Annotated in this window: 9 protein-coding genes; 5 read left to right on the top strand and 4 right to left on the bottom strand. The window is 35.0% G+C overall.

The annotated features are described in order from the left end of the window. The first annotated feature begins 71 nt into the window (after window positions 1-71). Entirely contained in the window at window positions 72-809 is a 738-nt protein-coding gene (gene istB / locus FLA105534_RS02975; RefSeq protein ID WP_173964563.1) for an IS21-like element helper ATPase IstB, read from the top strand. 120 nt (window positions 810-929) lie between these two features. Here the strand turns inward: istB and FLA105534_RS02970 are convergent, their stop codons facing one another. Further along, the gene (locus FLA105534_RS02970; RefSeq protein ID WP_173964562.1) at window positions 930-1,346 is read right to left on the bottom strand and encodes a thioredoxin family protein; all 417 of its coding nucleotides are present in this window, start codon (window positions 1,344-1,346) and stop codon (window positions 930-932) included. Window positions 1,347-1,695: 349 nt separating this feature from the next. On the opposite strand from FLA105534_RS02970, the gene FLA105534_RS02965 reads away from it, so the two are divergent. From FLA105534_RS02965 to FLA105534_RS02950, 4 genes are all read left to right on the top strand, one after another. Further along, window positions 1,696-2,802, top strand: a complete 1,107-nt coding sequence (locus tag FLA105534_RS02965) for a hypothetical protein (RefSeq protein WP_173964561.1) — start codon at window positions 1,696-1,698, stop codon at window positions 2,800-2,802. Between the two features lie 287 nt (window positions 2,803-3,089). Beyond that, window positions 3,090-4,271: an imelysin family protein gene (locus FLA105534_RS02960; protein ID WP_246253160.1), complete on the top strand. Its 1,182-nt coding sequence runs from the start codon at window positions 3,090-3,092 to the stop codon at window positions 4,269-4,271. Between the two features lie 2 nt (window positions 4,272-4,273). After that, on the top strand, window positions 4,274-5,641 hold the full coding sequence (locus FLA105534_RS02955; RefSeq protein ID WP_173964560.1) for an HTTM domain-containing protein: 1,368 nt from the start codon (window positions 4,274-4,276) through the stop codon (window positions 5,639-5,641). Beyond that, the gene (locus tag FLA105534_RS02950) at window positions 5,622-8,057 is read left to right on the top strand and encodes a TonB-dependent receptor domain-containing protein (RefSeq protein ID WP_173964559.1); all 2,436 of its coding nucleotides are present in this window, start codon (window positions 5,622-5,624) and stop codon (window positions 8,055-8,057) included. Before FLA105534_RS02955 ends, FLA105534_RS02950 begins: the two co-directional genes overlap by 20 nt. Window positions 8,058-8,531: 474 nt before the next feature. Here the strand turns inward: FLA105534_RS02950 and FLA105534_RS02945 are convergent, their stop codons facing one another. From FLA105534_RS02945 to FLA105534_RS02935, 3 genes are read right to left on the bottom strand one after another with little or no spacing between them, the layout of a single operon-like run. Then, on the bottom strand, window positions 8,532-10,226 hold the full coding sequence (locus FLA105534_RS02945) for an amidohydrolase (RefSeq protein ID WP_217427682.1): 1,695 nt from the start codon (window positions 10,224-10,226) through the stop codon (window positions 8,532-8,534). Window positions 10,227-10,236: 10 nt separating this feature from the next. Then, window positions 10,237-11,952, bottom strand: coding sequence for an amidohydrolase (locus FLA105534_RS02940; protein ID WP_173964558.1), 1,716 nt, complete (start codon window positions 11,950-11,952; stop codon window positions 10,237-10,239). An 8-nt stretch (window positions 11,953-11,960) separates the two neighbouring features. Further along, a complete protein-coding gene (locus FLA105534_RS02935) occupies window positions 11,961-13,292 on the bottom strand; it encodes an amidohydrolase (protein WP_173964557.1) in 1,332 nt (443 codons plus the stop codon). Between the last annotated feature and the right edge of the window lie 179 nt (window positions 13,293-13,471).

Raw genomic sequence — 13,471 nt, 5'->3', positions numbered from 1 at the left:
TGAGCAGGAACTTCCCGATCACAGTAACATAAGAGGAAAACACTATTATAACTAAATTAAATCTTGAAAAAATGAATGAATCCACAGTAACCAAAATGAAACAAATGAAGCTTTATGGCATGTTTAATGCTTTTAAAACAACCATTGAAAGCGGAAAAACAGATCATTATACCCTTGACCAGTTTGTATCAATGATTATTGATGCAGAATGGGATGAAAGGTACAATCGTCGTATTGAACGAAGTATCACTAATGCCAAATTCCATTACAAATCAAATATTGAAAGCATCAATTTTGATGTATCACGTAATCTGGACCGAAACATGGTACTGCGTCTGGCAGAATGCGAATTTATAGAGAAAAACGAAAATATCTTAATCACTGGAAGTACCGGAGTTGGTAAAAGTTATTTAGGTACCGCATTAGGTTATCAAGCCTGTATACAGGGTTTTAAAGTAAGTTATTTTAATACCTCAAAATTGTTTGCTAGACTAAAAATGGCTAAAGTAGATGGTACTTATCTGCGGGAACTTACCAAAATACAAAGACAGGATGTTATAATACTTGATGATTTTGGACTCCAGGCACTTGACAGCCATAACCGAATTACTCTTTTGGAGATCATAGAGGACAGGCGTAATAACGGCTCTATAATCGTGACATCACAAATCCCAGTTCAGGGCTGGTATGATATAATTGGAGAAAAAACGATAGCCGATGCAATATTAGACAGACTGATACACCAATCTCACAGGCTTGAATTACATGGCGAATCCATGAGAAAGAAAAGAGGAATAAACAAAGAGTGATATTTTATAATATTTGAATGCTAATTAACAGATGAAAAAATATAGTTTTTAATTAAAACGGAGGTGGTCATTTTGCTCCGGAACTAAGTGGTCATTTTGAACTGAAATCAGGTGCTCACTTTAAAACGGAATGGGGTGATCAATATAACCGGAATTTGCAGGTTTGTTAATATTCGGGCATATTAATGCAATTGCCAAAAGAGGAAAAATTCCGTTTGGATTTAGTTTTTCGGCTAGAGCATCATTAGTTGCAGTAATGTCTTTGGCTAGTTTTTTGCGCTGCGGAAAATTGGCATTGTAATACACAAAATCAGCGTTCAAAATTGGGGCAACCTCTTTTTGCTCTACAAACTCATTTTTGAAAACGTGGCAAATCGCACACCAATCCGATCCCGAAAAATAAACCGCAATGTATTTGTTGTTCTCTTTGGCTTTTTTAACAATCGATAAATCATCTTTGTCGGTAGAAACACCCGCGGAGGGGCATAAAAACAAAGCAAAACTTACAAGAAAAAGTCTTTTTAAAAATTTAGCCATTTTATTTAGAATAATTAAAAATAACATAAAACTATTCGTTTTTTACTACAAATCAAGTATTATTTAGATTTAATTTAAATAATAATTAACATTTGACCTCTTAATTGTCACATTAGATTAAAAATTCCAAATAATCAAAGTCGCTATTATTGATGCGGTTTTGCTTTTGGATCAACCTCGCTTACAGAAAAGGTTTGAGCTATAAACACATTGGCAAATTGTCCCTACAATTAGATAAGTCAAGTACATCAGTTTAATTTATATTTAATTATTCTAAATAAACTCTTGTTTTATACGCTTATGTAAAATACCTTTGCAAAAAAAAATATTAATATTAACATAAAAGACCATGAACTTTAAAAAAATTGCACTTTACGTATTGCCAATTCTGGCAGTAGGATTTACTTCTTGTACAAAAGACGAACAGTCAACTCCTCCATTAGTAATTCCAACTGCATACGATGCTACATCATACACAGTCAATGTTGTTGGGGAGTATGAATTAAGAACAAATTTTGCTGCCTTTATTAATGAAGTAAAGAAGGGGCGTGTAGCAGGAACTACTGTAACGGAATCAAAATTGAAGGAATTGTTTGAAGCAGGCACGAACAGTGTCAGCAAAAATACTACTGTAGCCCTACGAACAGAGTTTTTGATGTTATTCGCAGAAATCGAAAAAGCAAGCAAAGGTAAAACCTATCAGTTTGGAAAAACACCAACCGAAAATATTAATGGCGGAGTAGCTGGAGGATATTTATTTGATGAAACAGGTTTAGAATTAGAACAAATTATTGATAAAGGTTCATTTGGAGGTGTTTTTTATAACAAAGCGATTGAGGTTTTAGCAAATCCAACATTAGTTAATTTAGACAAAGCATTGGCCTTGTATGGAGCAAATCCAACTTTCCCGAATACACCAACGGTTAAACCAGAAAATCCACAACCAGATATTTTAATGGCAAATTATGGGGCAAGACGAACTAAGGGAACAGGAGGACTTTATACCGAAGTGCGTGCAGCATTTATCAAAGCTCAAGCCGCAATAAAAGCTGGTGAGAAATACAATGCCGATAGAGATGCTGCCATTGCAGAAATATTAATAAAATGGGAGCAAATCAATGCTGGAACAGTAATAAATTACTTATTTGATGTTGAAGCCAGATTGACTACTGCACCTGCAACTGATGCATCAAAAGCAGCTGCTATGCACTCTTATGGCGAATGTGTTGGTTTCTTAAAAGGATTTAAAGGATTCACTAAAAAGAAAATCACTGATGCTCAATTGGATGATGCTTTAACTAAAATGAATAACACAGCTAGTTACAAATTAATTGATAATCAAGTTGAAATTGCCAAATTATTACAAATTCGCAATAGTTTACAAGCAATTTATGGGTTTACAGATACACAAATGGTTGAATTTAAAAACAACTATGTTAAACTTGAAAATAGATAAAATATTATTTAACAGCCTGTTTAAAATAGAAACACGTGTGAACTACAAAAAAAATATTTACATATTAAATAATAATAATACCAAATCCAAATGTAACTACAATATGCTTACAATCACTCCTTACATAAGATGAGGATAACGATAAAAAAGTTTATTATATTTGGGTTTGGTATTAATTATGTTATATTTCATAAAGATTAGTGTCTGAAAAACCAATCCTGTATTCACATTAAATATAATTCTGAGAAATTAACACCAACAGATGATTATCAGAAATAACCATTATAATGGAGAAACACAAAGGAATACAAAAAATCATCATCAAATATGACAAAAAAAAACAAACGAATATCAAGATAATGAAGAAAATAGCACTAATTTTTGTTTTTGCCTTAGTAGCTTGTTCCTCTAATGGTGGAGACAACCCTACAAACAGCAATAGTTTTGATCGTACTGCGCTTTTGACCAATTGGGCAGATAACATCATCATTCCCAGTTATACCAATTATCAAAGTAAGTTACAGTCATTGACAACAAGTGCAAACACTTTTGCGGGAGCACCTACCGAAAGTAATTTGAAAGCGTTGCGAACCTCTTGGCTAGAAAGTTATAAAGCGTACCAATATATTTCGATGTATCATTTTGGCAAATCCGAAGAAATCAATCTCAATATGGCTGCCAATACTTACCCAACTGATGCTACTGGAATTGAGACTAATATTTCCAGTGGTGTTTATAATTTAGCTTTGTTTTCACAATTTAGCCGACAAGGTTTTCCAGGATTGGATTATTTGCTAAACGGTTTAGGGACAACAGATGCAACGATTGTCACTTTTTACAGTTCGAATGCTAATGCGACGAATTACAAAAAATACCTAACCGATGTTACTGCAAAGTTAAAAGCAAACGCAGATGCAGTTGTAACCGATTGGAATTCGGGATACAGAGCGAGTTATATCGCCAATAACGGAACGGGTGTAACAAGCGCCGTAAACAAAACCACCAATGCTTTTGTGAAAAATCTTGAAAAGGATATTCGTACTGGCAAAATAGGAATTCCTGCTGGACAGTTTTCTGCTGGTGTGAAATATCCAGAAAAAGTAGAGGCTTTCTACAAAAAAGACGTTTCGAAAGAGTTGTTGACGATAGCTTTACAGTCCCAACAAGATTTTTTTAACGGAAAACATTTTAATAGTGCTACAACAGGAGCAAGCTTAAAATCGTATTTGGATTTCTTGAATGTCATTAGAGATACTAAAAAACTAAGTGACATCATCAATGCACAATTTGCAGCGATTACAGTTTCTAATAATGCGTTAAGCAACAATTTTTCGGAGCAAATAAATACTGATAATTCTAAAATGATTGCCGCTTACAGTACTTTGCAACAAAATGTAATTTACACCAAGTTAGACATGATGCAAGCCTTAAATATTACAATTGATTATGTAGATGGCGATGGTGATTAATCATGAAATTTAGCCTATCAAAATATATGAATTCCTATTCACAGGCCTCGACGCTAGCTTTTTTTAGGCTAGCGTTTGGTTTTACGATGCTTTTTAGTCTCATTCGGTTTGTGAGTTATGGCTGGATTGAGCAATTTTATATCCAACCCCAATTTCATTTTACTTATTATGGTTTTGAGTGGATAAAACCACTTGGGAATTATACCTATTTGTTGTTCTTTATTGCGGGAATAGCCGCCTTGTTTGTTGCTATTGGCTATCAATACAAATTAGCTATTATTACCTTTTTCCTGAGTTTTACCTATATCGAATTTATGGATAAAACCACGTATTTGAATCACTATTATTTTATTACTGTTTTGAGTTTTATTTTGATATTTCTACCTGCAAACGTCTATTTTTCGGTAGATGCATATCGAAATCAAAAAAAAGCTTTCCAAAAAATTCCCCGCTGGACGGTTGATATTCTAAAACTTTTATTGGGAATCGTTTATTTTTACGCAGGACTTGCCAAACTCAATTCGGATTGGCTATTCAAAGCGATGCCGCTCAAAATTTGGTTGCCAAACAATTCAAATTTACCTATAATTGGAACTTTATTGAATGCCAACTGGGTGCATTTCGCTTTTAGTTGGACAGGGATGATTTACGATCTGACTATTCCTTTTTTACTGCTTTACAAAAGAACAAGAACCTTCGCATTTGTACTGGTAGTCGTTTTTCATATCTTGACCAAAATCCTCTTCCCGATTGGCGTTTTTCCGTATGTAATGATCGTTTGTTCTTTATTGTTTTTCGAAAGTTCTTTTCATAAAAAAGTATTGGATTATATTGCAAAATCCCTCCATTTTAATATCAATTTCTTTGAAAATTGGAAAGAAAAAAAACAGAACTTTAATGCTATATACAAAATAAAATTAGTTGTAATAACTTGTTTCTTAGTATTTCAAATTGCATTCCCCTTCCGATATTTATTGTACAAAGATGAACTGTTTTGGACAGAAGAAGGATTTCGATTTTCGTGGCGTGTCATGTTGATGGAAAAAGCAGGTTATACCCAATTTACAATTACCGATGCCAAGACCAAAGAAACAATAATGGTTAACAACCGTAATTTCTTGACCACTTTTCAGGAAAAACAAATGGCTTTTCAACCTGATTTCATTCTGGAATACGCCCATTATTTGCACAATTATTACCAAGAACTAGGTTTCACAAATCCCGAAGTTCGAGTAGAAAGCTACGTTGCCATCAACGGACGACTGAGTAAACCCTACATTGACCCAAAAATAAATCTCTCCAAAGAATATGAATCTTTCCAACACAAAAACTGGATATTACCATTTAACGATGAAATTAAAGGACTTTAGCACCCTGTTTCTAATACTTTTTTTTCTAAATGGATTCTCCCAAAACAAAATTTCTGGGGTTATCAAAACCGATTCAGGCGAAACTATTTCGTTAGTATCCGTTTACAATAAAAACACTGAAAGAAAAACGGTTTCAAACAAAAATGGCGAATTTGAGATTGAAAGAAGTACAACTGGCAATACGGAATTGGTGTTTTACAAAGAAAATTACTCTCTGCTGGAGCAAACAATCCCAGCTTCAGAAACAAACACAACAGTCGTTTTACCTCGAATAACCAACTTATCCGAAGTGGTAATCAATAAACAAAGAGATAAGGTTTTTGCGATAAGCAAATTAAAAGACATAGACGAAACGGCTATTTATGCAGGTAAAAAAACTGAGGTCATTTCGATAAATAAATTAACGGCGAACAAAGCCACCAATAATGCCCGTCAGATATTTGCGCAAGTTGTGGGGCTAACCATTAATGAAAGTTCAGACGGAGGTTTACAATTGAGCATTGGTGGCCGAGGATTAAATCCCAATAGAACTTCTAATTTCAACACCCGCCAAAATGGATATGATATCAGTGCCGATGTTTTGGGTTACCCCGAAAGTTACTATGCCACGCCAACCGAAGCATTAGCCGAAATTCAAGTGGTACGTGGTGCGGCTTCGTTGCAATATGGAACGCAATTTGGTGGATTGGTCAATTTTAAAACCAAAACTCCAAGTACAAAACCAATAGAGTTTGTTACTAGAAACACTCTTGGGTCTTATAATTTATACACCAATTTCAGTTCATTGGGCGGAACCAACGGAAAATTCAGTTATTATACTTTTTATAATTTTAAGAAAGGAGATGGTTTCAGACCCAATTCTGAATTTAAAAGCAACAATTATTTTGCCAATTTAAACTACCAATTCACTCCCAAAACGTCTTTGCATTTTGATTACACCTATTTTGATTATCTTGCGCAACAAGCTGGGGGACTAACTGATAAAATGTTTCTTGACGACCCAACCCAAAGCAATAGATCCCGAAACTGGTTTGCCGTAAACTGGAATTTATTTGCGTTGCGTTTCAAACATAAATTTGAGGATAATGCCGATTTTTCCTTGCAATTATTTGGTTTGGATGCGAGTCGTAAGGCGATAGGTTTCCGCTCGAATCGGGTTTCAAATCCAGACATCGAAGGAACTGTACGAGATTTAATTATAGGCGATTTTGTCAATTGGGGTGCCGAAGCACGCTATTTAAAACAATATAAAATCAACGATAACACGAGTGCATTCTTGATTGGAGCCAAATATTACAAATCTAGAAACACAGGGATACAAGGTCCTGGGAGTTCGGGTAGTGATGCGAATTTTAATTTAGCTACCAAGAAATTTCCTTTTTATGCCAATCAATCGGATTATACTTTTCCGAATTTGAATTTTGCCGTTTTTGGAGAAAACATCTTCAGAATAACGCCTCATTTTTCAGTAACACCTGGTTTTAGATTCGAAAAAATAAAAACTCAAGCTGTAGGTTCGTACCGCAAAATAAATTTAGATTTAGCTGGAAACGTGATTCTTGATCAAACCATATTTGAAGACATTATCAAAGACAGAAACATTGTTTTATTGGGAGTTGGACTTAGCTACAAACCACAAAGCCAAATTGAATATTACGGTAATCTATCACAAAATTATCGTTCTGTAACTTTCAATGATATTAGAACCGTCTCTCCAAGCCAAGTGATTGATCCCAATATTACAGACGAAAAAGGATTTACCTCCGATATTGGAATTCGAGGACAAATAAACAATAAAGTAACGTTTGATGCTAGTGCGTACGCTTTATATTACAATGACAAAATAGGCGAATATGAAACTACCAACCCCAATGGTTCTGCAGCAATTGTTCGCTATCGAGCGAATATAGGAACGGCAATAACCTATGGTTTTGAAGCGATGTTGGATTGGAGTGTAAGCAAAACATTTTTTGAAGAAAATGAAGCCTTTGTTTGGAATGTATTCTCGAATGTTGCGCTTACAGATTCAGAATACCTAAAATCGGAGGCGCCAAATATTGAAGGGAATAAGGTAGAATTTGTACCGCTTTACAACATCAAGTCAGGAACAGGTATCGGGTATAAAAACTTTATGTCTAGCCTACAATTTACGTATGTATCCTCTCAATTTACAGATGCCAACAACAGTAAAACCGATGTAAATGATAATACTTATGGAATTTTTGGGCAAATCCCGTCCTACTATGTAGCCGATATTTCAACCTCTTACAAATGGAGAAAATTTAAATTGGAAGCTGGAATTACCAATTTTACAAACAACAGTTATTTTACAAGAAGAGCTACTGGTTATCCAGGTCCTGGAATCATTCCGTCTGACCAAAGAACTTTTTATACAACTTTGGAATTTGTTTTTTAATTTTTTTTTAAAATATTAAAAAAACTTTCTTTTTCTTCCACTGTTTTGAATAGCTGTTGTATCATTTAGATTGCTTTAGGCTTATCATCGAGTACAACCGTATTGATACACCAATTTTCCATAATAATTATTTTTAGTAAGCTACCACCGATTAAGGTAGTAGCCTGTGGTTATATAATTAATGTTTAAGATTTTTTGAACTGTCTGTTACAAAAGCAGTACACAACTCAAATGCTTCCTGTGATTTGATTAGTACCGTCAATTACAATGGATCGGAATTGGTGTTTTAAAATGTTGAAAATGAGTTATTTGGGTTTAGTAATCACTTAAATAAATGTGCTTATCGAGAAATATTTGTTTAAAATTAATGTTTATTTAAAATTAAATTTCCATCTATGAAAATTCTAATTTGGTTTCTCACTATTGGCTAAACCACAAAAGTATTTCTAAAAATCGAAAGATATTTTTTCATATTTATTTTTTAAAAATAGATTTCCCTTCTTTAAAAGTTTCCATAACTTTAATATCTTTTATTTTCATTGCCTCAACTTTTAGTGGGTTTTGATCCAAAATAACTAAATCAGCTAGTTTTCCAACTTTCAAAGAACCTTTGCTGTTTTCTTCAAAATATTGATAGGCAACATTCGTAGTTATGGCTTGTAATGCTTGGTATGGTGTAATTCTTTCGGAAGCGCCTACTACAACTCCGTTTCTGGAAATACGATTTACGGCAGACCAAACCACAAACATTTGGTCAATAGGCACTACATTAAAATCGGTGTGGTTGGTTGGTCGCAATCTTTTGGTAATTGCTGTTTTCATTGGACTTATAAATGAAGTTTGTTCCAATCCACGAAGTTTGATATGGGTATCGGCAAAGAAATAAGTATGCTCGGTATAAAAAGACGGAATCAATTTATAATCAAAAAATTTGTTTAACTGATCTTTGCGAATAAATTGTGCGTGAATAATGGTAGTTCTTCTGTCCTTCGTTGGATTTCCTGCCGATGCAAATTGGTGGGCTTTTATACACATATCAATAGCCGCATCTCCATTGGCGTGAAAAGTAGATTGTAAACCAGCATCATAAATCCGTTTTAACAATTGATTGGCTTTATCTTGATTAAAAGAAGGTTCTCCTCGCCAGTTTTTCTCTCCTCCAGGACCATCGGTCAAATAAGGAGTTGTAAAAAATGCTGTTCTTCCTTGCGGCGAACCGTCAACTGTAATTTTGATTCCGCCTAACTTTAAATGATTGTTGTATTTTCCAAAGTCTTTCGGAGGATGAATTTTAAACAAAGAATCCATTTCGGTAAACAAGGGATACGAAATTACATCTATAAACAATTTGTTTTCTTTGGCTCCACGCTCCAAAGTCATTACTTCTCCCAGATGTGTTGCACCTTCTTGTGCGGTAGTTACTCCTGCAGCTGCGTACAACATTTGCCCTTCTTTTAATTGACCCAATTGTGTTTCAACAGAAGGTTTAGGCATGGCAGCAAAAATAGGTAAGTACGACATTTCCATTATTAAGCCATAAGGCTCATTGGTACCTGGTTTTCTAACAATAATTCCGCCTTCGACCGTTTGTGTTTCCGAATTAATATTGAAATTTTTCATTGCTTTTGAATTCAAAACAACGCCGTGCATCGATACATGTATAACGATAACAGGATTATTAGGAAATGCTTTGTCTAAATCATCTCGATTTAATAACACGTCATTCGGCATAGCATTATCATCATATCCATATCCAATAATAGTCTCTCCATCGGGAATATTCTTGTCTTCTTTAATCTTTTGTAATGCTTTGACGATTCCTGCAACGCTATTTCCTTCTCCTGCTGGAGCTGGCTGACAATTTGCCTGTGATCCCATCGCTAGTGAACTCATAAAATGACTGTGCGGATCTATAAATCCTGGCAATAATGTTTTACCTTCCAAGTCTTTCATTTCGGTCGAATTAGCTTGAAATTTCTCGGCTTCAGATTTTGAACCCACAAAAAGTATTTTTCCGTCTTTTACAGCAACAGCCTCTACATATTGTGCCTCATTGCCTTCCATTGTAATAATATCTCCACCAAAATAAATGGCATCTGCGGGATTGGCAACTTCTTCTTTACAGCTTACTAAAGCTAATAATGTAAATACAACAATCGCTTTTTTCATAATTTTAATTTTATTTTACTGGAAATGATTTTCCTTCAAAAACCGTTTCCAAAATTTTAATATCTTTTAGTTTTATAGGCTCAATTTTCAATGGGTTTTCTTGTAAAATTACAAAATCAGCTTTTTTACCTGCCTCAATACTTCCTGTTATATCATCCATACGCAAAACAAAAGCTGCATTAGAAGTTATCCCCTGCAAAGCATTATAGACAGGAACTCTTTCTTCTGGTGCTAATAAATTGCCATCGGCAGTTACTCTATTGGCGGCAACCCAAGCCAAAAGCAGCGGTTGTAATGGTGCCATAGTAAAATCCGTGTGCAATGCAAAAGGCACTTTATTTTTGAGTAACGACCCCAGTCGTACCAACTCGGAACCTCTTTTTTTACCTAGAATTTTATCGCCTGAGAATTTATCGCCCATAGAAAATAAATAATAAGGATTTGCCGATACGACAGCTCCTAAATCTGCAATTCTTTTGGCTTGGGCAACAGATGATTCTCCAAAATGCTCGATAGTCAAACGATGATCTTTCTTTGGATTTTCTTTTTGCAAGATTTCCAATTCATCTAAAATAGCTGTCAAACCACCGCTTCCATTACAATGAATATGAATCGTATAGCCTGCATTCCACCAAAAACGCATGGTTTTATGCAAACGTTCGGGTTGCATAATCCATTCTCCTTGATGCCCATCGTTATATCCTGGTGCTTCGACTTGAAAAGCTTGACCAAAAAATGCTCCGTCAGAAAATAATTTGATGCTATGTCCAACAACCATGCGTGGCGATTTTTTTTGTTCTAATTCTTTTACAATTGCCAGCGTTTTTTCTCCATCACCGTTTATAACCCCTAGCGTATTTAAGTCAGGTGTATATTGAATTCGAAATGGTGTGTTGGGATTGTCTAAAATAGTTGCTGTCATTTTCAAATCGGTTTCCATACTTCCAGAAGAACCCAATGCCATATCGCCAACCGTTGTAATTCCGCCAAGATGAACCACCGAACTAAACTTCTCCATGGCTTCCTTCATTACTTTTTCGCCCATTAAATAAGGAGCTAATTTGGGTAATGCTACCGAGAAGAATCCTGCTTCTACAAATCGTCCTCTTTTGTGATCAATTTGACTGTTTCCTTTGGTTTCGGCTTCTGTGATTTTAAATTTCTTAAGAGCAGCGGTATTAAAAAACATTTCGTGAGCCGAATATTGCCAAACGACAATAGGTCGAGTTATTGAAATAGAATCTAATTCTGTACGCGACATACTGCCGTGAAAAGGTTCCATATATCCCCAAACGATTAATTGTTCCGAAGGATCTTTCAAGGCTTTGTCATACTCAACAACTTTATTCATAAAAGGTTTATGACCACGAATGGCAGCTACTTTTCCCCAAGGAAAATTCCAATCAAATGGCGATGCGAATTTGGTGTTTAATATGACCGAACCCAAAATAGGATGCAAATGCGGATCTATAAACCCTGGCATCATAGTTTTGCCTTCCAAATCTTTCATTTCGGTTTTGTCTCCGTGAAATTTCTCGGCTTCGGATTTTGAACCAACAAAGAGGATTTTTCCGTCTTTGATGACTACAGCTTCGGCATAATTAGCTTTGTCGCCTTCCATAGTTAAGATTTCTCCACCAAAATAAATGGCATCGGCAGGATTAGCTACTTCTTTTTTGCAACTTACTAAAGTGAGTAATACAAATGTAACAATTGATTTTTTCATAATTAATTTTAGTTAAACGTACCTAACAAAGCCGTAGTTCCCATTGCAACACCAAACGGAATAGCAGTTAAATCCACTTGAAAATCTCCGTTATGATTGTAAAAAGGAAACATTTTACCTTCTTTATTTGCTTTTGCTGTTATTTCTGGATTGGCAATTCCCACCAAAATATAATCATAAACGGCTTTAGGCTGGTCTTTTATCAAGTGCTGAAAATCTTCCGAACCCATCGTAGCAGGCATTCCTTGAATGTTTTTCCCCGGCTCTACTAATTTTTCGAGTATTGGGTTTAGTTTTTCAACCATTCCTTTGTCATTCTTTAACGGTATTACAAATTGTTTCATATTGATCGTTGGATACAATTCTTTAGGTAAATTATTGGCATAAGCAATACCTTCATTTATTCTTTTAATTCCGTTAATCATCAAATTTCTATCTTCTTGATTGAACCATCTTAAATTAAGTTTCAAGGTTGCCGAAGATGGAATTACATTATTATCAACTCCTGCATTTATAGCTCCAACAGTAACTACAGCCGCTTTTTGAGGGTCTAAATTGCGACTGATAATCGTTTGATATTGCAAAATAGCATTGGCAGCCATAACAATTGGGTCTTTGGCAACATTTGGAGTTGAACCGTGGCCGCCAATTCCGTTGAAAGTTACATCAAGCTGGTCAGCACCTGCCATTCTATCTCCATAAGCGTTTAAATAATAGCCCACTGCCACGGGGGCGGTGTGCATTCCTAATAAATAATCCGGAACAGGAACACCTTTTGTGTACATTTCGGCAGCCATAGCATCGGCTCCACCTCCTGGTTCTTCAGAGGGTTGACCAATCATGATTAGAGTTCCTTTCCACTCTTTTTTTAGAGTTACCATTAATTTTGCAACACCCAACATCCAGGTTACGTGCAGATCGTGACCGCAAAGATGCGCTAGTGGAACTTCAATTCCGTCTGCGTTTTTGGTTGTTTTTGTGCTGGCGTAAGGCAATCCTGTGGTTTCTTTTACGGCATTGCAATCCATATCGGCACGATACATAACGATTGGACCTTCACCGTTTTTGAGAATGGCTACTACCCCCGTTTTTCCAATTCCGGTGGTTACTTCATAGCCTAGATTTTTTAATTCTTTGGCAACAATAGTAGCGGTTCGTACTTCCATAAAAGCTAATTCTGGATTTTGATGAATGTCTTTAAAAATAATTTCCAATCGATGCTTATCAGCATTGGAAAGCGATTTGACTTTTTTATAATCGATTGAGGATTGAGCCATAATGCTACTTCCTAAAGGTATTAGAAATGAAAAACATAAAACTGCAATTTTTATTTTAATCATGATATATTAATAATTTAAAGTGTTATTACTTTTTCATTTCTTAAGCAAAACCCATGCGAATAATTACTGTTAATAGCATTATTTTTTTATAGTTATTCGATTTAAATTTTGAAATGTGTTTTGTAAAAATAATTAAAATTAACAAGAAAAAAGTTGTTTGATGTCAAATTACCGTTACT

The organism is Flavobacterium collinsii (assembly GCF_902804485.1).
In the GTDB taxonomy this organism is placed as follows: domain Bacteria; phylum Bacteroidota; class Bacteroidia; order Flavobacteriales; family Flavobacteriaceae; genus Flavobacterium; species Flavobacterium collinsii.
Note: the sequence above shows the minus strand (reverse complement) of the source record. Positions and strands in the feature narration are given on the sequence as shown.